21 protein-coding genes and 1 tRNA gene are annotated in these 21849 nt (G+C 66.0%); 9 read left to right on the forward strand and 13 right to left on the reverse strand.

Annotated features, from left to right (window positions below; all coding sequences use genetic code 11):
- A complete protein-coding gene (locus tag ACFXHA_RS26550) occupies positions 1-999 on the reverse strand; it encodes a polysaccharide deacetylase family protein (protein WP_379361282.1) in 999 nt (332 codons plus the stop codon).
- 82 nt (positions 1000-1081) lie between these two features.
- Between ACFXHA_RS26550 and ACFXHA_RS26555 the strand changes: the two genes are divergently transcribed.
- On the forward strand, positions 1082-2452 hold the full coding sequence (locus ACFXHA_RS26555; protein ID WP_379361284.1) for a putative glycoside hydrolase: 1371 nt from the start codon (positions 1082-1084) through the stop codon (positions 2450-2452).
- A gap of 6 nt (positions 2453-2458) precedes the next feature.
- On the opposite strand, the gene ACFXHA_RS26560 is transcribed toward ACFXHA_RS26555, so the two are convergent.
- Genes ACFXHA_RS26560 through ACFXHA_RS26575 form a run of 4 tightly spaced genes read right to left on the reverse strand, consistent with a single transcriptional unit; the run spans position 2459 to position 7330 of the window.
- Positions 2459-4663 carry a hypothetical protein gene (locus ACFXHA_RS26560; protein ID WP_379361286.1) on the reverse strand — a complete coding sequence of 735 codons (2205 nt, stop codon included), beginning with the start codon at positions 4661-4663 and terminating at the stop codon, positions 2459-2461.
- Entirely contained in the window at positions 4660-5892 is a 1233-nt protein-coding gene (locus ACFXHA_RS26565) for a hypothetical protein (RefSeq protein WP_379361288.1), read from the reverse strand. Before ACFXHA_RS26565 ends, ACFXHA_RS26560 begins: the two co-directional genes overlap by 4 nt.
- A 9-nt stretch (positions 5893-5901) precedes the next feature.
- Positions 5902-6060, reverse strand: coding sequence for a hypothetical protein (locus ACFXHA_RS26570; RefSeq protein WP_379361290.1), 159 nt, complete (start codon positions 6058-6060; stop codon positions 5902-5904).
- A gap of 13 nt (positions 6061-6073) precedes the next feature.
- Positions 6074-7330, reverse strand: coding sequence for a serine/threonine-protein kinase (locus ACFXHA_RS26575; protein WP_379361292.1), 1257 nt, complete (start codon positions 7328-7330; stop codon positions 6074-6076).
- A 115-nt stretch (positions 7331-7445) separates the two neighbouring features.
- Here ACFXHA_RS26575 and ACFXHA_RS26580 point away from each other — a divergent pair.
- Positions 7446-7518, forward strand: a tRNA-Ala gene (locus ACFXHA_RS26580).
- A gap of 179 nt (positions 7519-7697) precedes the next feature.
- On the opposite strand, the gene ACFXHA_RS26585 is transcribed toward ACFXHA_RS26580, so the two are convergent.
- The 3 genes from ACFXHA_RS26585 to ACFXHA_RS26595 all read right to left on the reverse strand — a co-directional run bounded on the left by ACFXHA_RS26585 (position 7698) and on the right by ACFXHA_RS26595 (position 8739).
- Positions 7698-8105 carry a type II toxin-antitoxin system VapC family toxin gene (locus ACFXHA_RS26585; RefSeq protein WP_379361294.1) on the reverse strand — a complete coding sequence of 136 codons (408 nt, stop codon included), beginning with the start codon at positions 8103-8105 and terminating at the stop codon, positions 7698-7700.
- 1 nt (position 8106) lies between these two features.
- Positions 8107-8355 (reverse strand): type II toxin-antitoxin system Phd/YefM family antitoxin, encoded by a 249-nt coding sequence (locus ACFXHA_RS26590; RefSeq protein ID WP_379361296.1) that lies wholly within the window; start codon positions 8353-8355, stop codon positions 8107-8109.
- Between the two features lie 153 nt (positions 8356-8508).
- Positions 8509-8739: a hypothetical protein gene (locus ACFXHA_RS26595; protein ID WP_379361298.1), complete on the reverse strand. Its 231-nt coding sequence runs from the start codon at positions 8737-8739 to the stop codon at positions 8509-8511.
- A gap of 734 nt (positions 8740-9473) precedes the next feature.
- Here ACFXHA_RS26595 and ACFXHA_RS26600 point away from each other — a divergent pair.
- The 4 genes from ACFXHA_RS26600 to ACFXHA_RS26615 all read left to right on the forward strand — a co-directional run bounded on the left by ACFXHA_RS26600 (position 9474) and on the right by ACFXHA_RS26615 (position 14959).
- Positions 9474-9818 carry a hypothetical protein gene (locus tag ACFXHA_RS26600; RefSeq protein ID WP_379361299.1) on the forward strand — a complete coding sequence of 115 codons (345 nt, stop codon included), beginning with the start codon at positions 9474-9476 and terminating at the stop codon, positions 9816-9818.
- A 106-nt stretch (positions 9819-9924) separates the two neighbouring features.
- The gene (locus tag ACFXHA_RS26605; RefSeq protein WP_379361301.1) at positions 9925-10647 is read left to right on the forward strand and encodes a hypothetical protein; all 723 of its coding nucleotides are present in this window, start codon (positions 9925-9927) and stop codon (positions 10645-10647) included.
- Positions 10648-10971: 324 nt separating this feature from the next.
- A complete protein-coding gene (locus ACFXHA_RS26610) occupies positions 10972-11748 on the forward strand; it encodes an SAM-dependent methyltransferase (RefSeq protein ID WP_379361618.1) in 777 nt (258 codons plus the stop codon).
- Between the two features lie 583 nt (positions 11749-12331).
- Positions 12332-14959, forward strand: a complete 2628-nt coding sequence (locus ACFXHA_RS26615) for a tetratricopeptide repeat protein (protein ID WP_379361303.1) — start codon at positions 12332-12334, stop codon at positions 14957-14959.
- 185 nt (positions 14960-15144) lie between these two features.
- Here the strand turns inward: ACFXHA_RS26615 and ACFXHA_RS26620 are convergent, their stop codons facing one another.
- Positions 15145-15450 (reverse strand): hypothetical protein, encoded by a 306-nt coding sequence (locus tag ACFXHA_RS26620; protein ID WP_379361305.1) that lies wholly within the window; start codon positions 15448-15450, stop codon positions 15145-15147.
- Positions 15451-15662: 212 nt separating this feature from the next.
- Positions 15663-16490, reverse strand: a complete 828-nt coding sequence (locus ACFXHA_RS26625; RefSeq protein WP_379361307.1) for a Crp/Fnr family transcriptional regulator — start codon at positions 16488-16490, stop codon at positions 15663-15665.
- A gap of 177 nt (positions 16491-16667) precedes the next feature.
- Between ACFXHA_RS26625 and ppgK the strand changes: the two genes are divergently transcribed.
- Positions 16668-17408 carry a polyphosphate--glucose phosphotransferase gene (ppgK, locus tag ACFXHA_RS26630; RefSeq protein ID WP_379361309.1) on the forward strand — a complete coding sequence of 247 codons (741 nt, stop codon included), beginning with the start codon at positions 16668-16670 and terminating at the stop codon, positions 17406-17408.
- A gap of 22 nt (positions 17409-17430) precedes the next feature.
- Here ppgK and ACFXHA_RS26635 read toward each other — a convergent pair whose 3' ends face one another.
- Together ACFXHA_RS26635 and ACFXHA_RS26640 are read right to left on the reverse strand one after the other, a co-directional pair.
- The gene (locus tag ACFXHA_RS26635) at positions 17431-18618 is read right to left on the reverse strand and encodes a lipase family protein (protein ID WP_379361311.1); all 1188 of its coding nucleotides are present in this window, start codon (positions 18616-18618) and stop codon (positions 17431-17433) included.
- Between the two features lie 141 nt (positions 18619-18759).
- Positions 18760-18951, reverse strand: coding sequence for a hypothetical protein (locus ACFXHA_RS26640; protein ID WP_379361313.1), 192 nt, complete (start codon positions 18949-18951; stop codon positions 18760-18762).
- A gap of 25 nt (positions 18952-18976) precedes the next feature.
- Here ACFXHA_RS26640 and ACFXHA_RS26645 point away from each other — a divergent pair, with 25 nt between their 5' ends.
- Positions 18977-19486: a CGNR zinc finger domain-containing protein gene (locus ACFXHA_RS26645; protein WP_379361315.1), complete on the forward strand. Its 510-nt coding sequence runs from the start codon at positions 18977-18979 to the stop codon at positions 19484-19486.
- Positions 19487-19527: 41 nt separating this feature from the next.
- A complete protein-coding gene (locus tag ACFXHA_RS26650; protein ID WP_379361316.1) occupies positions 19528-20157 on the forward strand; it encodes a peptide deformylase in 630 nt (209 codons plus the stop codon).
- Positions 20158-20161: 4 nt separating this feature from the next.
- Here the strand turns inward: ACFXHA_RS26650 and ACFXHA_RS26655 are convergent, their stop codons facing one another.
- Positions 20162-21841 (reverse strand): tetratricopeptide repeat protein, encoded by a 1680-nt coding sequence (locus tag ACFXHA_RS26655; RefSeq protein WP_379361318.1) that lies wholly within the window; start codon positions 21839-21841, stop codon positions 20162-20164.
- Positions 21842-21849 lie beyond the last annotated feature (8 nt).

Here is a 21849-nt window from a genome sequence, read left to right on the forward strand (position 1 = left end):
TCAGTAGGGCTGGGCAGTGGATGACCAGCGAGTGGCCAACTGGTCGGCGAGGGCGCGGGGGAAGGAGAGTTGGGCGGGGTCGCCGTCGGAGGTGTAGCGAGCGGTGGGGTTGGCGGCGAACCAGTCGAGCCAGTAGGTGGAGTCGAAGGGGACTGGGGTGCGGCCGGAGCGGATTCGAGGGAGGGCCGTCGGGTCCAGGGTGGCGGATGCGGGGGAGGGGGCCGGGTTCGCGCCGACGAGGAGGACGGCGTCGAAGTGGTAGGGGGTGCCGTCCCAGGTGCCCGCGGTGGCGAGGGCGTGGTCGGCGGGGTACACGCCCAGAGGGAGTGCCATGGAGGGGATGGCGGTGCCTGGGACCGCGGTGAGGATGGCGCGGACGTTCTGGACCAGTTCGCGTTGTACGTCGGTGGCATTCAGGCGGCCCAGATTCGGGTGGGTCGCGGTGTGGGCTCCGATGTCGTAGCCGTGGTGGACCAGCCAGGGGAGGGCGCGCGGGTCGTCGCCGAACGGGTCGTTGTTGAGGTAGAAGGTCGCGGTGGCGGCGAAATCCGGGTGGCTGGAATGGAATTGCTCGAGCAGGCCGACCGCGCAGTCGGGGGTGGGGTCACCGGAATCGGTGAGGGTGAGCTGGGGGCGGGTGGAGTCGTCGAAGGTGAGGACCACCGGGTGGGTGCCCGCGGGGAGGTCGATGACGCCCGAGAGGTAGCGGGCGAGAGTGATCGGGCGGTAGCCGTCGGCGTAGAGCCGGTTCAGTTCCGCGGTGAATTTCGTTGGGGTCTGGTCGTATTCGCTGCCCGGTTCGGCCTCGATGCGGTGGTACATGAGGATGGGGATCTGGCCGAGTTCGTTGGCGGCGACGGCGGCGGGGTCCGGGGGACGCACGGCCGGGGTCGGCGTGGTGGTCGGCGGGGGCGCGGTGGCGGTCGACCCCCCGCATGCGGTGGCGGTCGCGCACAGCAGCGCCGCCGTGACCATTCGGAACATGGCCCACGCCCTCATTGCCGCAACGCTACGCGGAGACAACGGTTTTGAGTTGATCTCGGCGAAATACGGTTGTCATCTGCGCGCTGGGGTAATAGTGATGCGGAACAGGCGTCTGTGGAAGTTGGTGTGTACGTTGCTCATGCGACTTCGGGCGATCCGCCGTCGGCGGTCCGCCCTGCTCGCGCTCGGTGCGGTGCTCGTCCTGGTGTTCACCACGGTGATGTTCGTCTACGGTCGCAGCCGGCCGTCGGCAGCCACTGTGTCCCGGCCTCCGCAGCTGGAACTGTCGCCGCTATCCGCCGCCACCTCCTACCGGGATCCGGTTACGGTGCGGGGCAAGGCGCTCGGTGCGAAGCAGGTGTCGGTGGGCGACCGGTCGGTACCGGTCGCCGCGGACGGAACCTTCGAACTGGCCCTGCCGCACGCGCCCCTCGACACCATCCTGGTGGCCACCAACGCCGCGGGCGACAAGGCGGAGGTTCCGGTGCGGGTGGGAGTCACCCTGCCGCGCATCCGGGCCGTCCACGTCACCGCCTACGCCTGGGCCTACGACCCCATGCGCGAGGCCGTCCTGGACCTCGCGCGGACCGGCCGCATCGACACCGTCCAGCTCGACATCAAGGACGAGGACGGGGTGGTCGGCTACGACTCGCAGGTGCCGCTGGCGCGTGAATCCGGTGCGGTCAACCCGATCTACGACGCACCTGCCGCGCTGAAGCAGTTGCACGACATGGGTGTGAAGGTGGTCGGCCGCATCGTCGCCTTCCGCGACCCCACCCTGGCCGGCTGGGCCTGGCACAACGGGCATCCGGACTGGGTGATCCAGAACCAGGGTGGCGGGCCGTACTCCAGCGGCTACGGCGCCATCGCCTTCACCAATTTCGCCAGCCCCGAAATCCGTTCCTACAACCGGGATCTCGCGGTGGAAGCGGGACACCTGGGCTTCGACGGCGTCATGTACGACTACATCCGCCGCCCCGACGGCAATCTGGCGGGCATGCAGTTCCCCGGGCTGATCGAGTCGCCGTCGGATTCGGTGGCCAACTTCCTGCGCGATATCGAGGGGCCGATCCACGAGGCCGGAGCCTCGCTGGGCGCGGCGGTCTTCGGCATCGCCGCCACCCGGCCCGACGAGATCGCCCAGGACATCCCGTCCATGGCCCGCCATGTCGATTTCCTCGCGCCGATGCTGTACCCCTCGCATTGGCACGCGGGCGAATACGACGTCGCCAACCCGAATGCTCAGCCCTACGACATCATCTTCCGCTCGCTGCAGGACTTCCGGGCGCGCACCGAAGGCACTGCGGCCCAGATCATTCCGTGGCTGCAGGATTTCAGTCTCGGTGTGTCCTACGGTGACGCGGAGGTCCGGGCGCAGATCGACGCGACGTATGCGGCAGGGTACAACGGGTTCTTCCTGTGGAACCCTGCGGTCAGCTATCACGGTGGCGCATTGTCGCCCAGCTGAGCGATGTCAGCGCCAGAACTGCCAGCCGCGGCGCGAATCCTGGTCCCGGGCTGCGGAATTCCCGGCACGAGTGGCGTCGAGGGCGAGCAGTGCGGCGACGGCCGGGGGAAGATCCAGGCGGTTACGGAGCCAGGGCCAGCCGCCGGTCAGGGCGTCGGCGAGTTCGGCGGGTGGCAGTTCGAGGGCTGCCAGCGCGTCCAGGAGGGTGGCCGGGGACAGGTCCCAATGGCGGGCGCAGGCGGTCACCAGGGCGGGCAGTTGGTCGGGTGGGGTGACGGCGAGCAAGCGCCGTAGGATCGGCCCCCCGTCGGCGGAACGGGTACGCGCCACCAGGCGGTCGACGACGTACTCGGGATCGGAATTCAGTGCGGCGGACATTGTTTCACGCGCGATATCGAAGTCGATCGGATCGTCGGGGGACCGCAGCAGCGCCGACAGGTCGGCCGGTGACCAGTCCTTCCCGTTCCTGCGGCCGAAGCTCTTGCGCGGCATCCGGATTCCGCCGCGTGGCGTCTCGTCCCGCGCCGGGGCGGCATCCAGCACCACCAGGTCCTCGATCGACCCCGGGAGTTCCAGGGCCCGGCGCAGGTCGCGCCAACCGGGCCGCAGCGCCTCGGCCAACTCGGCCGGATCGGAGCGGGTCAGGGTGAGCGCCCGCATCAGGTCGCGGGCATCGAGGGCGGGGTAGCGGGCGCATTCGGCGACGAGGGCGGGCAGGCGATCGGACGGCGCGCAGGTCAGGATCTGTTCCAGCGCATAGCGATCGCGCCCGTCGCAGGCGACGTCCACCGCGACCTGGGCGACGATGCCGAGCTGCGCGTACATGGCGTTGTGCAGCAGATGGCTGCTGCCGGTCGGGACGCCCTGATCGTCGACCTCGGCGCGCAGCGCCTTGTGCGCCAGCGCGCGATCCCGCGAACCGAGGGCGTACTCGCGCAGGGCCCGGTGGCGGGTCAGATATCCGGCGATGACTCTGCGGCGCTTGGGGTTTCCGGTGACCCAGTCGGTGTGCAGGCGCGGCCACACCACGGCCGCGTCGGTGGCCGACAGCTGTCCGTGGCCTCCTTCCAGCCGCCGCCGGGCGGCGTCGGCCACCACCTCGGTGAGATCGAAACCGAGCTGGCGGGCCACCTCGACGGTGTGGGTGCGGTCGCGGGTGTCGTTCATGACGCGCTCGGTGAGGACCTTCTCGAAGGTCTTCCGCACCCCGGGACGATGCTCCATCCGGGCCAGCGCCCGTGCCACGCTGGGCCTTCCGACGGCGAGCTGGACGGCGCGGGTGGCGACGGCGCGGTCGTGGAACCAGTCCGGGCTCAGCTCGGGATCGGTGATCACCTCGGCCAGATGGTCGTCGTCGAGCTCGTCGGGGCCCAGCGCGCGCAGGTGCAGGCGGTAGCACCAGTGACCGATTTCCTGTGCGGTGCTGAGAGTTTCGGGGAGTGCGAGACCGGCGCGGCGGTGGCCGACGATCTGCCGGCCCAGCTGCACGAAAGGATCGGACTCGTCGCCGGGGTCACCCGGGGTGACGATGCGGCGGCCGGCGGCCGCCGGTGGGTGCCCGTCGTGGGTCACCGTGATGATCGCGCACTCCGAGCTCGGGGTGTCGGAGGTGCAGAAGGTCAAGTCCCGCAGGCTGTTACGGGGCAGCATGCCGTAGAGGGCGCGCAGCATGGCGACCGCGTCGGTGCCGTGCTCGACGCGCAGTTCGACGGCGGGCCCGCGACCGGACAGGTGCGCGAGGGTGTAGCCGAGCAGGGCGGGCAGCCACTCCAGTTCGACGTAGGCGTCGGCGGCGGAGTCGAAACCGTTGTGTTCCAGGGGTTTCGGCTGGGTTTCCCAGCCGTCGGTGGGGTATCCGGGATCGTCGAGGGCGGTGCGGAAGGCCCCTGAGTCGTAGAGGCCAAGGGCCGTCGCGCCGTCGAGCATGCCGCGTTCCCCTGCGACCAGATGCGCCACACAGGTGCCGGGCCGGGCATTCGACGGCGTCTTCAGCAGCGCCACCGCCAGTCCCCGTACCAGGGCGAATTCCAGCGCGAGCGCGTCCGGCGCGGCCGGTGACCCGTCCCAGCTGATCAGCGGCCCGAGCTCGCGAGTGGTGGAACCCAGTGCGGCGGGCCAGTTTCCGGAGCGCGCGACCACACCCACGCCGGTCCCGGAGGATTCCAGGGTTACCACGGCCCAGCCGCACAGGAGTTGGGCGAAACCCGTCATCGGTCGGCCCGTAGGTGGTCGATGAGGTTGAGCATGTGGATGACCGGGTCGACGGCCGCGAACGGCTTGAACACCGGATAGGTATTGTCGGCCCGCTTGCCGCAGCCGACGGCCGAGACCGGGAAGTAGCGGTTGTGCGGGAAATGGATCGACAGGGTCGAATCGACGGCCGGAAACAGTTTGCGCACCAGCGATCTGGTGGCGTCGGAGCGGTAGGCGATCTGGCCCGGCTGATACAGGTTGCCCGCGCCGTTGAGGCTGTAGGGACTGTCGGCCCAATCCGGCGGCGGCGCGACGATGCCGACCTCGGGCAGGCTGATCAGCGACAGCAGATCCGATTTCGCGACGATCGTCGAAACATGCAGGCGCGGTGGCTCGATCGGCAGTTCGAGCGGGTAGCTGTTGGCGGTGCGCCACAGCTTCGCGATCTGATCGATCATCATCTTGGTGCGGCCCACCGTCTGCGAATGCTCGACGTTGTTGCTGAGGCTCTCCTCGTTGGCCGGGCCCGCATGCTCGCGCATCATCGCCAGGTACTGCTTGTTCAGGGTGGAAGGCACCACGAACCAGATGAAGTCGGCGACCGCCAGGTGCGGGCTCACCTTGGCGGCGATCTCGGCGTCGGCGACATCCTCGCCCGCGACATCCACGAAGGCCAGATTGACGGTGCGGCGGGTGGCCAGCGAGGTGAACTTGATGAGGATCGGGGTGCGCACCTGCCAGCCGCTCCAGGCGTGCGACTGGGTCTGGGTCTGGTTCTGCGGCGGCATGGGCGGGCGCGGCGGCTGCGGCGCGCCCACCGGGCCGATGCCGTTCTCCTGCCGCTGCATCTGCGCGCCGACGTACCCGCGCTTCTGCGTGTAGCCGATGGCCTGCCGGTTCATCAGCGTGTTCTCCAGTGCCGCCAGCAGTTTGGTGGATCGGCGCGACGGCACGATCGACCATTCCCGGGCCAGCATCGGATCGTTCATGACCGAATAGATCATGGACACGATGAGATGCGTTTTGGACGAGGCGGATTCGCCGACGAAACCGATCACCGTGGTCGGATGGTCGAGGATCTCCTCGTCGATCTCACAACCGTTGGGGCAACGCCGATCCAGTCGCCGCGAATAGTCCGCGACCCGGGTGGCGAAGGCGCCGTTGGGCTGGCGCAGCACCCAGATCCAGGAGCGGCGGGCGGAGTCGAATTTGAACTCCGCCAGGCAGTTCAGGCAGACGATTCGCACAGGGGCACCTCAGGCCAACACGGTGTAGGTCAGCCACAGCAGCGTGACCAGGAAGAAAGCGCCGCCGACCCGGACCGCGATCCGTAGCCAGTGCCAGGCGCGGGAATTGGCGTAGACGTATCGTTCCCAGGCCAAGCCGGCGCGGGGGTTGTTCATCGGATTACTCACGGCAGCGAATTCCTCACAGCTGGTGGGCGATCGAGACGATCAGCCAGGCGAGCAGGAGGAAAACCAGCCAGCCCAGCACGATTCCGGTGGCGGCCGCGCCCAGCAGGACGCCGCCGATATAGCGGGGGTCGTCGCGGGTCAGGCCTGCCAGCACGCGTTGGCGGAACTCCAGGGCGGGGCGTACGAAGATGCCCCACAGGCCCGTCGCGGGCATCTCGACGCCGGCATGTCGGTCGGGCTGGCGGACGGGTGGGCCGGGCGGCATCACGCTGGTCGGATTGCGCACCGGCACCGTCGCGGGATCCGGTGCGGGGCCGTGGATCTTGTCGGTGACATCATCGATCTTGCGGGTGACGTCAGCGGGCGGTTTGCGGGCGAGATTGCGGGTCTCCGAGTGCACGGCGTCGCGGAAGTAGTGCTGGAATTCCGCCGCGGAGCCGAAACGCAGTGCGGGATCGGGTGACAACGCCTGATCCAGCACCGAGCGCAGTTTCTGCGGCAGGTTCGCCGGCGCGTACACCGCCTCCAGCACCTCGGTGCACACCACCGCGAACGAGTACTCGTCACTGAGATGGGTGAACCGGCCATGCTCGAGATATTCGGGCGCGGAATAGTTCTGGGTGCCGACCACCTGGTGTGCGCGGGTCAGCCGCTGCATGTTCTCGCGCATCTCGATGGCGATCCCGAAATCGGCCAGCTTCGCGGTGCCGTCGCGGCAGATCATGATGTTCTCGGGCTTGATATCCCGGTGCACCACCTGCTTGGAGTGCGCGTACACCAGCCCGCTGAGCGCGTCGGTCAAAACCCGGGCGATCCCCGGCAGCCCCCAATTGTCCGGCGTCCGCATGTACTGCCGCAGATTCTCCCCGTGAATGAACTCCATCACCAGAAACGGTGACCGCAGCCCCTTCTCGACGAACACCCCCGAATCGTGCAGCATCACGATATTCGAGCAGTTCATCTGCGCCGCGATCCGCGCCTCCCGCTCGAACCGCTGCCAGGCCACCTGCTCATCCTGCTCCCGCACCGCGAGACTCCCCGCGTCGAGCACCTTGACCGCAACCTGCCTGCGCAACTGCCGATCCCAAGCATCCCAAACCTCGGCCATCCCCCCTTTCCCCACCATCCCCCTGAGCTCATACCGCCCATTGATCAGCGTCACCCGCCTGCGACCTTCCCCACAGAGCCGGCCACCTACCCAGCAGCCCACCCCGGACGACAACGAACCACCCGCGAGTCTACGCGCGCCCCCGCACCCCCACCCCTCCATATTTCCGCACCCCCCAACCCATCTCACCCACCCCCTCTACCAGCCGATTTGCTCCCCACCGGGTCCCATGGTGTACCTTCTCCCAGTCGCCTTGGGAAACCAACGGCAACCATCCGGGGCTATGGCGCAGCTGGTAGCGCACCTCACTGGCAGTGAGGGGGTCAGGGGTTCGAATCCCCTTAGCTCCACAGAATCGCAGAGCCGCAGGTGATCAACCTGCGGCTCTGTTGTATCTCCGGCAATGCGCGAACCTGACGGGTGCGTTGCGCTGCCCGTAGGGTGACTGAACCGCCGACATCCGCAGCCGAGTGTGATTGCGGCGTTGTTGGATTCGGTCGCAGCCCGATAGGTACGGGTCCATCCCGCGTCAGTCGAATGGGTTGAGTACGGATATGCCAGTGCCGGCCACGTCCGCGACATTGCGGGTGACGAAGGTCCACTCGTGCACCTTGGCGGTAGCGGCGAGCAGGCCGTCCAGTATCGGGACGGTCTTGGGGACGTTCATTCGAGCCCATTCCTCGGCGACGTCCGCGTCGACGGAGACAATGCGATCGCGATAAGTGGTGCGCAGGGTGCCGAGCCACGATTCGAGGATCTCAGCCTGCGGCGCGTCCCGGACGCGCAGACGCTCGATACCCAACCGGATTTCGCCGAGGGTGATGGCACTGAGATGGAGTTGATGGGAGTGCACTCCCTCGTACCAGGCCAGCACCTTGGGGTTGGGGTTCTTCTTGCGCAGTTCGGACACGATATTGGTGTCGAGTAGAAAGCCCAAGTCAGGCCGTCCAATCAATCTCGCGCGGTGTTTCGCGGCTGCGGGTCAGATCGAGATCCTCGAGACTCGGACCAGCGCGTAGGAAGTCTTTGAAATCGGTGACTTCACCGCGGAGCCTTCGGTATTCGGCAATATCGATCACCACTGCAATCGCCTCGCCGTGCCGGGTCACCACCTGTGGGCCGTCAGTGGTGACGCTCCGGAGCAGCTCGCTGAAGCGCTGCTTGGCGTCCTGAATCTGCCAGCTCATCGGTTCGACTCCCTTTCGTTCCTAGTCTGTCTAGACAGACTAGATTGTACTCCACCTGCAGACCTGGTGCCGGCGGTGCAACCGCACCAAGCCGAACAAGGTCACGTAGTCGAGATCGCTGAGAACATTTGAATATTGACCGCAGGCAAAGAGCTACGTATTCAGAATGAGCAAGCGATTGCCCGATTCGAGCAGTGCCGCCAGATGCTCAGTGCCGCGGGCATCGACCCGGCCGACGTATTCGACGTCATCCGACATCGCCAGTGCCGCATACATTTCCGCTACGCCGCGCCCTGGACTGGGTCGAGTCCCCCTATTTTCGTGGGCTGGTGGCCACGGCTCGAATACGAAATCCTTCGATCCGGAGCGGAAGGATTTCAACATGTCGACACTTCAATTCATCGTGACCAACCCTGGCCTCGATCAGCTGTCTGCCTTCTTCAACGCCATCAAGCCCCTGCTGGCGGCCGTCGGATCCGCGTAACCGATCCCGGACGCGTCCGAGGCGGCACCTGATCCGGTATCGGACTCGGACGCTGATGCGCTGCGGCCGACTTCATCGAGCCGCGGCGACTGCCAGATAAGCCCGAACTCTGCTTGCCCCGAAGGGCTCCCGCCAGTTGCTGCCATTCGCGCGCGACAGGTTGCTGCTCAGAGCGGCAGCGCCGCAGGCTGCCCTGTAGTGCAGTCGCTTGCGGTCATGACAGATAATGTCCCATTTCGGACCCAATCTGTAAGGTGCATCGGTCTCGTCGACGCGATCATGATGTCCGGCCCGTCCGCCAGCACCGCCCGGTTCGCATGCAGGTCCGTCGGGTCCACCACCGAACGTGTCATCACAGAAACCGACTCCAGTGGGGCTGGTACCCCAGCAGCGGTACCAGCCCCACTGTCGTTCGGGCGGTCGTATCAGTCGGAGTCGGTGGTCCAGTGTTGCTAACGTCTCCGGTGTGACCGGTGCGGTAGTTGGTGTGGTCCATTGGTTTTCACATGGAGGATGGCTCCTCTCGCCTGCGATTGCCGCAGCGAGTGCGGCTGTGGCCACACGGGCATATCGGACTTCACGGACGGTGGCTCGGCGGGATGCACTGCGATTCGCCGCCGACCTGCACAGGGACTTGACGACCGGAGCCGTCGCCGATGCAAGGCATGTGATCGGGACCCGGCTCTACGGTGATTTGGCTGCCCGCAGCCGGGTCGAAGATCGTGTGATCGAGTGCTATTACGTGCTGCTCTGGGCCTATGAGCGGCTCGCCACCGGGGCTGACGTACTGACGCGAGCGAGGTATGTGGAAGCGCTGGAAGTCCTGCGGAAAGCTGTCGAATGGCACTCGGTCGAGATCGCCAAGAACATTCGAATATTGAACGCAGACAAAGAACTACGAATTCAGGACGAGCAAGCTATCGCCCGGTTCGAGGAGTGCTTCAAGACACTCGAGGCTACGGGCATCGGATCCGGCTGAAGCCCGTGTCCTCGGTGAACAAGGCGATCACCCGACGCGGAGAACCTGGCCCTTCCACAGTTGGAACCATCATCCAGCAACTGGTGAAGAACCAAGGAGGCAGTTGATGGCCGTGGAGCTGGCTGAGATCCGGCAGTGTCTGGCGCGTGGGGACGAGGTGCCCGAGGTCGTGTTTCCCGATCTCGGCTCGGCCGAACTGTTGGATGTGCCTGTACGGTGGCGCGCCACCGTGGAGGCCATCGATCCTCAGGAGCGATGCCGCGCCGCGCTTTCGCTCTGGAATTCCGAGTTCTTGGAATTGGTTCCGACTTTCGCGGAGAACTTCCGAAGTGAACTCGCCGAAGTCCGAATCGGACGCGTCGAGAACCAGTGGGTGCTGATCTACGCTGCGGAACACTACGACGACGAACGCTACGTCGCGTGCTGGATCGGCTGGGATCCAACAACATTCGGAGATCGCCGGCCGCCGCTGTGGGATGCGATACCGGAACCGGTGCAGCGATTCCTGCGCGAGGTGCACGCCGGCTTCACGGCACCGGATTGGCGGTCGTTCGGTCCCGTCCAGCCCCGTCGGATGCTCACGTTCGCCGCGAGAAGCGGCTACCCGGACGGCATTCCAGGTTGGAATGCCGCGGTCGATTCCACTCGACTGCTGCCGCTGGCCGCCACCTACAGTGGGCTTCTCGCCTGTGTATCGCCAGATCTGCCACCGGGGCAGGCGGTGCTGATCTATCAGGGTGATCTCGATCCGTCCCGCGACGTCGGCCAGGTACTCGACAAGATTCTCGATACCCGCTTCGCTGTGGTCAATCAAGAAGTGGAGCTTTAGGCCGATTTTGTGCACCGGAGAGAACCGCCGTCGATGAGTCGGCGGCCTGATCCGCAGATGATTCGTTACGGTCGGTCACGTGGAGCGATCCCGATCGTCGGGCACTGCGCTTGAGCCCGGCTAGGTACCGACCACCCTGATCATGATGTCCGGCCCTTCGGCCGGCACTGCAACGTATTCGGACTACTGCGCGCCTATGGTCGTGTGCCTTGTACTGTCGGACCGTGTACGGGGGTGCCGAGGTCGGGGCGGCTGGGAGGGGCGGCGCTCGGTGTGGGTGGGTATCGATTGAAGGGGAGTGTCGAGGTGAGTGAGTCCGAACCGGTGATCCGTACGGATATTCCGCATTCGGCCAGGATTTGGAATTACTGGATGGGTGGGAAAGATAATTACCAGATCGATGAGGCGGTCGGGGAGGCGAGCCTGAAGATCGATCCCGATATTGCGACCATGGCTGTGCAGTCGCGGGAATTCCTCATCCGCACAGTGCGTTACCTCGCCGGTGAGGTCGGCATCCGGCAGTTCCTCGATATCGGCACCGGCTTGCCTACGATGCAGAACACCCACGAGGTTGCGCAGTCGGTGTTGCCCGAGGCGCGGATCGTGTACGTCGACAACGACCCGCTGGTGCTCACTCACGCGCGGGCGTTGCTGACCAACGCCAGCGAGGACGGGGTCACCACCTACCTCGACTGCGATCTCCATCATCCCGAGCAGATCGTTGCCGGTGCCCGCCCGATCCTGGATTTCGACCGGCCGATCGCGGTGATGTTCATGGGCGTGCTCGGCCACGCCCGCAGCTACGACGACATGCTGCGCATCGTGCGCACCGTAATGGACGCGGTGCCCGCAGGCAGTTATCTGGTGTTGTGGGACGGCACCGTCGACAGCCGACCGTATGTGGAATTGTGTGAGGAATACGCCAAATCCGGTGGCGTCCCGTATGTTCCGCGTACCCGAACCGAGATTCGCGCGGCGTTCGACGGCCTGTCGTTCGAGGAGCCCGGTTTCGTTCGGATCACCGAATGGCGCCCGAAACCCGCACGGGTGTCCACGCCCGCGCAGATCGCCGCATTTGGAGGCGTCGCACGGAAGTCGTAGCAGCGTTACGGCAAGCACGCTCACGTTTCCGGGGCACCCTGCCGAGTGGGTAGATTCGGGCATGAACTCGCTGCTAGGAGTCGGTTTCCGGTGCCGGAAAACTCGGTTCCGGTCGCGGGTTCCTGGGTAATCTGTGGTCATGGTGGAGGGGCATCAACGCCCAGTCGGCGAGTTCGGTTCTGCGAGAGCTTGGTTCGCTGCACGGCTGGTGGAATTGTTTGAGGCTGCGGGGAATCCGACGCTACAGAAGGTCGTGACAGCGGCTGAGAGACGACTGCGGGCGGCCCGGGCACCGGGAGCCAGCGGTGGTTTGTCGGTGCAGCGTCTCAGTGATTGGCGGACCGGTCGTCATCGACCGGCGTCGTTCGAGCTGTTCACTCCGGTATTGCTGACCTTGATCGAACTCGTGCCCCCGAAACCGGGCAGTGCCCGGGCCGAGTTGATGAATCCGCTGGTGTGGAAGCAGTGGTGGACCGCGGCAGACGCCGAGAACGATTCGGCCACGGGTACGCGTCCGGCCAGGGCCAAACGACGTGCCCGACAGCGGAATTCCGCAGCTGATCCACGGGGGGCTCGTCCGAGCGTGACGACGGTGTTGCCGCGTGGCATCGGCACGTTCGTGGGCCGTGAGCAGGAGTTGCAGTCGATCGTGGACGCGGCCACCGCTGGACCGTCGATATACACCGTCGACGGTATGGCCGGTATCGGCAAGACCGCGTTGATCGTCCGTGCGGCGCACATGCTGGCCGAGCAGTTCCCCGACGGTCAATATTTCGTCGAGCTCAACACCCACACTGCCGGCCTTACCCCGAGCGATCCGTTCGACGTCCTGGGCACGCTACTCACCGATCTCGGAATCGACCCGCGCCATATCCCCAGCACCCTCCACGGCCGTCGGAACATTTGGCGAGGGCGCCTCGCCGGCAAGCGAGTACTGCTGGTTCTCGACGATGCCCGCGACAACGACCAGATCGAGCCGCTGCTTCCGGCTTCCCCCGGATGTCTGGTCCTGGTCAGTAGTCGGCGGTGCTTGATCGCGCTCGATGACGCGACTCCTCTGCCGGTGGGCACGCTCGACAGGGACACGGCCATCGACCTGTTCTGCACGCTGGCGCGGCGCACTCCGACCGGCATGAATGCGGCCGCTGCGGCCGAGGTTGTCCAGGCGTGCGGGTGTCTGCCCTTGGCGATCGTGCTCACCGCCGGTCGGCTGGCACACCACCCCACCTGGAGCATTACCGACATGGCCGCCGAACTGTCGGAGGCCCGCCTGCGGCTCGGCGTACTCGAGGCGGGCCAACGCGCGGTCCGGGCCGCGTTCGCGGCCTCCTACACCGGTCTTCCGCCACGACGGCAGATGATGTTCCGACGACTCGGTCTGCACCCCGGTCCCGACGTAGACGCCTACGCAGCAGCCGCCCTCGTCGATCTACCGATCAGTACTGTCAGAAGCGAACTCGACGCCCTGTATACCGACCATCTCCTCGAGGAAACCGCGCCCGGACGCTACCGACTGCACGATCTCCTGCGCGAATACGCGAACACCCTCGCGTCGGAAGACACGGTCGCCGAGCAGGCCCTGGCCACCGACAGATTGTTCGATTACTACTCGGCGACCTTGCATGCGGCCGGCCACCCATCCGGTACACCGGCAACCGCCTCCTTACCGACCGCCCGGCCACAGTCGTCCGCGCCGAGGCAGTTCACCTACGCCACCGCCGTCGAGTGGATGCGTCGCGAGCGAGCGAATCTGATGGCATGCCTGCGCTACGCCGCCGCGAACAACCAGCTGAGCAGAGTGATCGAGTTGACCCGCGCACTCGGCAGCGAACTGCGCTTGCAGGGCCCGACGGCCCCATCCGTCGGCATCTACCAGCGGCAGGTGGTTGCCGCACACACCATCGGCGACCGTCATGCCGTGGCATTCGCTTTCAAGGAGGCAGGCTTCACCTGGTACCTGACCGATGATTACGTTGCCGCGGCCACCCTGTTGCACCAGCTGCTCGAAGCCCAGGCGGACAGTCTCGATTCGACCACCCTTGCGGCGGCGCTGCGCACCCTCGGCCAGGCGCGCTATCAGGTCGGCGACTTCGCGGTCGCTGCCGATGTTCTACAGCGGTCGCTGTCGATCTATCGCATGCTCGGCAGCCGCCTCGAGGAAGCCGCCGTTCTGCATACCTTGGGCTACGTTCTGCACTTGCTCGGCGACTACACAACCGCATACGACCTGCTCGGGCAGGCATTGGCGATCCGCCGCGGTGCCGGTGCCCGCGCTGCCGAAGCCGCCACCCTCAGCATTCTGGGCTGGGTCCAATACCTCGGCGGCGACCACGGCGCCGCGCTCGTCACCACCGAGAAATCCCTGGCTATCGTGCGGGAAGTCGGCCTGAAACAGCTGGAAGCGAATATCCTCTCGCAGCAGGGCTGGCTACGGTATCTGACCGACGACCCGCACGCGATGATCGGCAATGTTCAACGCGCACAACAGATCTACGCAGACCTCGGAGACCGGTTCGGCGAGGCCGTCACGCTGCTGCACGCCGGGTGGGGACAGCGTCTGATCGGCGACTACCCGACCGCTGACCGCACCCTGCGCCGGGCGCTCGCCATCTATCGAGAATGTAAGAATCGGCCCGGGGAAGCATCCACCCTCAACGAGCTGGGCCGGGTGCACTACCTCATCGGCGACCACCGGTCCGCCACCGACCTGATCCGCCAAGCGCTGAAGATCTACCACCAGCACGGCAACCGCGCAGGACTCGCTGACGCCTTCGCCAACCTCGGGTGGGTACTGCACCTCACCGACGGCCCGTCCGCCGGAATCGATGAAATGTGCGTAGCGCTAGTGACCTACCGAGACATCCGACACCGGCCCGGCGAGGCCGAAACACTGAACCGGCTGGCAGCGCAACTCGCCGCCTCCGACAAAACCGACCGAGCCCTGACACGATACGAGGAAGCCCTCCACATGGCTCGTCGCATCAACAGCCCACTCGAACAAGCCCGCGCGATCGAAGGCTTCGCTAGCTGCCACATCCGCACCGGCAACCCGACCACCGCCAAAGCCGAACTCCAAGAAGCCATCACGATCTACCAGCGAATCGCAGCCGCCGAAACCCAACCCGCTCGAGCCCTACTGAACGAACTAGAACAACAATCCGACCCCCCTCCACCACCACTCGCCCGCCATCCCAACAGTTCCGATACCTGATCCCATCCCAACCGTCGGCAACGGCACAAACAGCCTCGCCGAGTGGCACATTCCGGAGGTGTTTCGCCCGGTTTGTCCTTAAATCTGTGCCACTCGGCGTTTGGTGTGTCGGTGTGGCCGGCGGGGGCGAGATGAGTGCTGCCCGTTTGTTTTCGGCTGTGTCGGGTGACGAGTGCCGTCGAACGCTACTGGGGGGAGTCGGCCGGTGGGATGGGATCGGTTGGGAAGAAGGATGACTCGCATCCTCGCTGGGATAGTAGGCCGATTCCGGTGCGGCATGCCCGGCGTCGCTCCTCCGGCGGGGCGGCCAGGGCCTGCCGCACTATCTGTGCGGCGTCTTCGATATTCGTTGCGACGATGGCTAATTCGCGAATGCCCTCGCCTCGGGCGGTGACCATGACCGAGATGCAGGTGCGTTGCGAGCGGATGATCTCGGGCAGCACTCTGATCGCGACCACCGCCGCCCATGCCAGCGTCATGATGATCTCCACGGTCATCACCTCGCGTGAACCGCTGTGGCGGAGACGAATTCAGCGGGCCACAGTCCGATGGCAGCGACGGTCATGAGGGCCGCCGCCAGGGGGCTGTGTGCTGCGCACAGGGTGCGGTACAGCTCGTCGGCGTGAGTTGGGGGAGGGGTGTGGGGCGACGGCATCGTGCACCTCCGGTTGGTCTTGCTGCTGTAAGACCAAGATGCCATCGGCTAACTATCGGTCGCTCTGGAAAAATCCGGATCTTGTCCATCCAAGAGGCGTTGTGACAGGAATTTTCCAGGTTGAATGCCGTATTTCTGCCAACCTTTGTTATCGATCACCACGATGTGGCGATTGCGCAGGCAGACCAGTCCTCGTTCGCGCATCTCCCGCATGGCGATCCCGATGGCGTCGACGCGCGCTCCGACGAGGTTGCCCAGTTCCTCGTAGTTGAGTCGGATGGTGATCTCCCAGCCGGCGGCTTCCGCCGGGCCGTCGTCACATCCATTCCCGTTGGGCCGCACCGTGGTCCGGCGGCCGTAGGACACGGTGAATTCGACGAGCAGCCGCGCGAGCCGGGTGGTGACCGGGCAGTCGCTGAAGTCCAGTCGGCGCTGATCCGCCCAGGTGAGCCGGTCCGCCATGGTGCGGCACAGCGTCTGCCAGCCGTCCGGATGCCGGTCGAGGAACCGCAGGAACTCCACGCCGGGCATGCGATGCACGGTGGCGGCCGTGCAGATGGTGACCGTCGCTGAGCGCCGGGAGCTGGGCTCGAGCGCCGCGATCTCACCGATCACATCCCCGCTCACCCGGATCGCCAGCAGCTTCCCGTCGGCCCCGGTGATCTTCGCGCACGCCGACACCTTGGAGTCCCGCGATCGCAGCAGATACACGCTGCTGGCCGGATCCCCGTACGGCGACAACACTTCTCCCGGCTGAAAGGGGTGTTGCTTGCCGAGTGAGAGCAGATCCCGCCGCGACGCCGGACTCAACCGCTCCATGAAAGTGCGCTCCGGCCACGGCCAGTTATCCAGCCAGTCGCCCGATGGTGTGTTCATATCTCAACTCCGTGCCCTCGGAGAAGCCGCCCCCGAATCCTCCACGGTAGGCGCACACCTGCACGCGAGGATGAATTCGCGCATCACGATCCGAGACAGCTCGGCGCGAATCCGATTGCTGCCCAGAGCGGCCGAATCGGCGTGGCGTTTTCGGGACACACCGATGATCATGGAGGGATGGACACCTACCTGGGCATCGATATCGGGGGCACGGGGATCAAGGGGGCGCCGGTGGATGTGGCGGCCGGGCGATTGGTTCGAGAGCGGGTTCGGGAGCTCACACCGCAACCGTCGACGCCGGAGGCGGTAATCGAGGTGGTTCGCGACGTCGCCGGGCAGTTCGAGTGGCGTGGGGCGGTCGGTGTCACCTTTCCGGGCGTGGTGGTGGACGGTGTCACCCGCACCGCGGCGAACGTCGACGACGGATGGATCGGTGTGGACGCCCGCGAGCGGCTCGCGCAGGTGCTGGATGTGCCGGTGACCGTGGTCAATGACGCGGATGCCGCGGGGATTGCCGAGATGCGGTTCGGGGCCGGGCGGGACCGGCGTGGGACGGTCCTGATGCTGACCTTCGGGACGGGTATCGGAAGTGCGCAGTTCTACAACGGCGTACTGGTCCCGAACACCGAATTCGGGCATCTGGAGCTCGACGGGCACGAGGCGGAGCATCATGCCTCCGCGAATGTGCGGGAAGAACGCGACCTCAGCTGGAAGCAGTGGGCGCATCGTGTCGAGCGCTATCTGCAATACCTGGAAATGGCATTCTCCCCGTCGTTGTTCATCATCGGCGGCGGGGTCAGCAAGCATGCCGACAAGTTCCTGCCGTACATCGACAAGGTGCGGGCCGAGATCGTGCCCGCCGCGCTGAACAACGACGCGGGCATCGTCGGCGCGGCTCTCGCCGCCGAGGCCGGATGACTCGGCGGCGGTATCGGCCTCGTCAGCAGGTGGAGGTCACCGGGTCGCCTCGGAAGCGGGATTCCACGTAGTTCCAGGCATCGGCGAAGCCGGCGACCGCGCCGGTCATGTGTTCGGCCACGTCGACGGGGTGGAACTGCAGGGGCACACCGGCTTTGCAGTAGCGTGCCGCTACCTCGGCGACCGGCTCGAACGAGGTGAGGGTGTCATAGCGTGCCTGCCAGAAGTAGGTGGGCGCGGTCGGCACGCTGGTGTCGTAGCGCAAGCTGTTCTCGCGCAGCACCGCGTGCGCTTCCGGGCTGTCGAGCAGGCTCTTGGACGCCGCCATCTGTTCGGCGCTGCGGAATGCGCCATGGAACAACAGGAACCGGCGGCAGGCGTCGTGGGTGAATTCTCGGAACCACAGCCCGTTCTCGTTGAGCTGGTCCGAAACCGGTAGCCGGGCAGGGTATTCGCGTTCGAGTCCCATGGCCGCCGCGAACGCGAGCCCGAATCCCGGATGTGGTTCGAAGCCCAGCGAGAGCGCCATCTGCTCCTCGTCGGCCGGAATCCCGCCCGCCACCACGGCATCCAGCTTCAGGTCCGGTGCGTAGGTCGGTTGCAGCGCACCCGCCCAGGCGGTCGCCATGCCGCCGCCGGAGTATCCGGCCAGGGCCACCGGTGAATTCCCCAGCCCCAGCTCGCTCACCTTGCGCACGGCCTTCACGCTGTCGAGGGTGACCATGCCGCTGAGCTTGGCCGCGCCGTAGGCGACGTTCGGGCCGAGGTAGTCGGGCAGCGAGATGGCCCACCCGCGGCCGATCGGCAGCATCGCACCCACTCCGTCCTGGAGTTCGCCGTTGAACAGCGACCGGGACGGATTGCATTGCGCGCCCAGCGAATTGATCAGCGCCTGATAGGACACCAGTGGCGGATTGCGCACGCCGGCGGGCATGAGCACGGTGGTCATGCCGAGAATCGGCTGCCCGGTGGAGTTGGTACTGCGGAAGGCGATCTGCCAGCCCTCGGTACCCACGTACAGCCCGGTGTCGATGCGGCGCGTGCGCACCACGTCCCCGGGGGCCAGGGCGCCCAGATCGGCGGGCGCACCGTAGAACGGGTCGGGATCCGCTGTGGGATACAGGGGTTGCGCCGACACCGGGGCACCGATCAGCCCCGAGGCCAGGATGCTCAAGGCCACCACGGCAGCCTTGACCGAAACTTTGGACACTGCGTTCCTTTACACGTCAGCCTCGCTCTTTTCCGTACCCCGACCTGCACAGGAAAGAACTCACAATCAACAAGGGCACTGCTGCAGCGGAATTCACGCTCACCACAACGTGAGCGAGCTACCGTATAGCGAATATCACAGTTACCCCAAAACGGACAAATCGCCGGGGTGATCGCGATCAGCGAAGGTGCTGGTGCCTGCGGTTGCCAGGGTCGTGCCGTCGGATTCGATCAGCCACTTGCCGCAGACGCAGCGGAGGTAGCGGGTGGTGCCGTGGGTGGAGACAACGGTGGGGGTTGGCCAGGAGCAGACGGGGCAGGCGGTGGCGCACATGGGTTCAGCCTGATGTAATGGTTCAGTGCACTTCAACCCTTACGGTGGTGTGGCCGCCGAGTTGGCGGTTCGGCTGGTGAACGCGTCGGATGACGATGATCTCGGGCGGCTGCTCGCCGATGCCGGGTACAAGCCGATCGGTGTCATCGATGCGCGGCAGGATGCCGAATTGCGGCGGTGGGCAGGGGAACTCGATGCGGTGTTTCGCGATCCGTCGGTCGAGCTGCTCAATGGGCTCTTGGCCAAAACGACCGGCCGCCCGTACATTTCGGTGCACGACGGCCGGACCCCACACCTGCACTACGCCGAAGAAACGGCACCGATCGATGAACGGGTGAAGGCGTACACCGCATTCGGGCTCGCGACACTCTTCTGTGAGGCTCCGGACCGGATCGGCCTTTGCGATCGCGACGGCTGCGACATCGTTTTCGTCGACACCTCACGAAACGGCAAGCGCCGCTTCTGCACCACACAATGCTCGACCCGAGTGCACGTGGCCGAGCATCGCCGACGAACCGTCAGGGCCGATCGGTAGGGGAATGGTCACCGATACAGCGACACCCGACAATGGTCGGTATGGAGACTACGGCGCTGGTGGCTGAACTGGTCGAGAAATATCGGGGTGGTCCGGCACCGCTGGTACAGGTGGGTGATCCGGTGTTGCGGCAGGTGGCCGAGCCGGTGGCGGGGCAGTTGGGGGCGGAGTTGCTGGGGGAGTTGGTGGAAATCTTGTTCGCCACGATGCGAGCGGCCCCGGGGGTGGGGGTCGCGGCCCCACAGATCGGGATTCCGCTGCGGGTGGCGGTGCTCGGGGATCCCGCCGAGGTGAGCGAGGAGGTGGCGGTGGCGCGCGGGCGACGGCCACTGCCGGAGTTCGTCATCGTCAATCCGGAATACACGGCCGACGCCGACGAGATCGGCTTCTATGAAGGCTGCTTGAGCATGCCCGGATACCAAGCGGTCGTGCACCGCCCCGAATCCGTGCTCGCGACCTACACGGATCTGGACGGTGTCCGCCACACCGATCGGCTCACCGGCTGGCCCGCCCGCATCTTCCAGCACGAGACCGACCACCTCGCCGGGATCGTTTACCTCGACAAGGCGCAGACCCGGTCGGTGACCACCAACGACACTCTGAAAGAGCGGTGGGGACAGCCGACTCCCGCGGCAGCCGCACAGGCCCTCGGATTCGCCCAGAATCCGTGAAATCTCAATGGCAGCAGTGGTCTTCGGGCTCGTCGGGTGCGGCGAGCCGGCAGAAGCATGAGGCTTGGATGGGGACGTCTGCCAAGGCGGTGGTCAGTTTCAGTTGTTGGGCGATGATGGCGGCGGCGTCGAGTTTGTTCAGGCGCAGGAGACATTCGTGGTAGCCGTGGAGGGCCCAGACGTTGCCGGGATGTTGGGAGGCGCGGGGGAGGGTGTGGTCGAGGCCCAGGTCGGCTCGGTAGACGGCCTCGGCTTCGGGGATTCGGTTCTGTTGCAGGAGTAGGGCGCCCAGGGCGTGGCGGGTTGGTTGCATCCAGCCCCAGGGCTCGTCGTAGGGCAGGGTGTCATCGAGTTCGACCGAATGGCGCAGCGCTTCGAATGCCTTGTCGTAGTCGCCTTTTCGATAGAGCAGCTCGCCGTCCAGCATGGCGGCGGCGATGGCGAGGATGTCGCGGCAGGTGTTGTTGAAGAGGGTTCTGGACTCCGGGACTCGGGTGACGGCGGCGTGGAAGAGTTCTCGTTCGCGCTGTGCTTCGTCGATCCGGCCGGTGGCGGAGTATGCGACGCCCTTGCCGTAGTGCAGCAGTGCGGTTGTCACGCAGTACAGCTCCGGGTCTTTCGGGAGTTCCAGGGCGATGAGGTCCGCCCAGCGGCCGAAGCGAATGAGGACATGGACGCGCATCGGCACAAAGCTCTCGAGCCAGTCGGCCATGGGTGGGGACTGCACCCGGAGCAGGTCCTCAGGGATGGAATTCTCCAGCTGCGCAGCGGTTTCCAGGGCCGTCGCGAACTGGCCGAGGAACATCGCACCGTAGATCTTGAAGTGGTAGTTGTGCGCTCGGTAGAGGGTGTAAAAGTTGAGTGCGCCCGCGTGCCGTGCGAACTTCTCGTCCGCGATGATGGCGGCGGAATTGGCGGCCACCACGCTGCGGTAGTCGCCGCACAGTACATCCAGGTGGGAGGGCATGTGCTGCAGATGTCCGGCGTCGGGGACCAACCCGCGCAGCCGATCCGCTACCGCCAGAGCCGATTCCGGGGTCGGTGACATCTCCATCAGGTGGATGTAGAGGTGCAGGATTCCCGGGTGTGCGCGTCCCGCGTCGCCGCGCAGCGCGCGGTCCAGCACCGCCTTGGCCTCCGATGTCGAGGCCCCGGCGGCGGGTTCGCCGGTGCGTTGGTCCCACAGGGCCCAGGGGGTCAGGTTCATCAGCGCGTCCGCAAACAGCGCGGCGACCTCGAGATCGTCCGGGAACCGTTGGTAGACGGTGCGCATCGCCTCGGCGTAGTCCCGATTCCAGCCCGACTGGTCGCCCTCGGCCGCGGGCCGCGGATAGCGGGTGCAGAGGGCCTCGGCGAGCGCCCGCTCGACCGGTGTCGCGGCGTCGGCCAGGGCGAGTGCCTGCCGCGCCGCTTCATGGGCGGTGGGCACCGTGGTGGCGAGCTCGTCGGCGTCGAAGAACTCCCAGGGCTTGTTGTAGTTGGGGCCCAGCGCGAAGGCCAGGCCCCAATGCGCCAGCGCGAAGTCCGGATCCGCTTCCAGCGCCCGCCGGAAACAGTGCACCGCCTCCTCGTGGTTGAAGGCATACGTCCAGATCAGGCCCCGGTCGAACCACAGCCGGGCATCGGGCGAGGAGGTCGTGACGGGCCTCGAATATCCACCGAGATCGAAGTAGTCCGTACTCATTCCATGAT

The organism is Nocardia sp. NPDC059240, from assembly GCF_042753865.1.
Classification (GTDB): Bacteria; Actinomycetota; Actinomycetes; order Mycobacteriales; family Mycobacteriaceae; genus Nocardia.

Excerpts from the sequence above, each read along its gene's own strand:
- ACFXHA_RS26550 (WP_379361282.1), bottom strand. The coding sequence starts at position 999 with ATGAGGGCGTGGGCCATGTTCCGAATGGTCACGGCGGCGCTGCTGTGC.
- ACFXHA_RS26555 (WP_379361284.1), top strand. The coding sequence starts at position 1,082 with ATGCGGAACAGGCGTCTGTGGAAGTTGGTGTGTACGTTGCTCATGCGA.
- ACFXHA_RS26560 (WP_379361286.1), bottom strand. The coding sequence starts at position 4,663 with ATGACGGGTTTCGCCCAACTCCTGTGCGGCTGGGCCGTGGTAACCCTG.
- ACFXHA_RS26575 (WP_379361292.1), bottom strand. The coding sequence starts at position 7,330 with ATGGAGGGGTGGGGGTGCGGGGGCGCGCGTAGACTCGCGGGTGGTTCG.
- ACFXHA_RS26590 (WP_379361296.1), bottom strand. The coding sequence starts at position 8,355 with ATGAGCTGGCAGATTCAGGACGCCAAGCAGCGCTTCAGCGAGCTGCTC.
- ACFXHA_RS26595 (WP_379361298.1), bottom strand. The coding sequence starts at position 8,739 with ATGTTGAAATCCTTCCGCTCCGGATCGAAGGATTTCGTATTCGAGCCG.
- ACFXHA_RS26605 (WP_379361301.1), top strand. The coding sequence starts at position 9,925 with ATGGCCGTGGAGCTGGCTGAGATCCGGCAGTGTCTGGCGCGTGGGGAC.
- ACFXHA_RS26625 (WP_379361307.1), bottom strand. The coding sequence starts at position 16,490 with ATGAACACACCATCGGGCGACTGGCTGGATAACTGGCCGTGGCCGGAG.
- ppgK (WP_379361309.1), top strand. The coding sequence starts at position 16,668 with ATGGACACCTACCTGGGCATCGATATCGGGGGCACGGGGATCAAGGGG.
- ACFXHA_RS26640 (WP_379361313.1), bottom strand. The coding sequence starts at position 18,951 with ATGTGCGCCACCGCCTGCCCCGTCTGCTCCTGGCCAACCCCCACCGTT.
- ACFXHA_RS26650 (WP_379361316.1), top strand. The coding sequence starts at position 19,528 with ATGGAGACTACGGCGCTGGTGGCTGAACTGGTCGAGAAATATCGGGGT.
- ACFXHA_RS26655 (WP_379361318.1), bottom strand. The coding sequence starts at position 21,841 with ATGAGTACGGACTACTTCGATCTCGGTGGATATTCGAGGCCCGTCACG.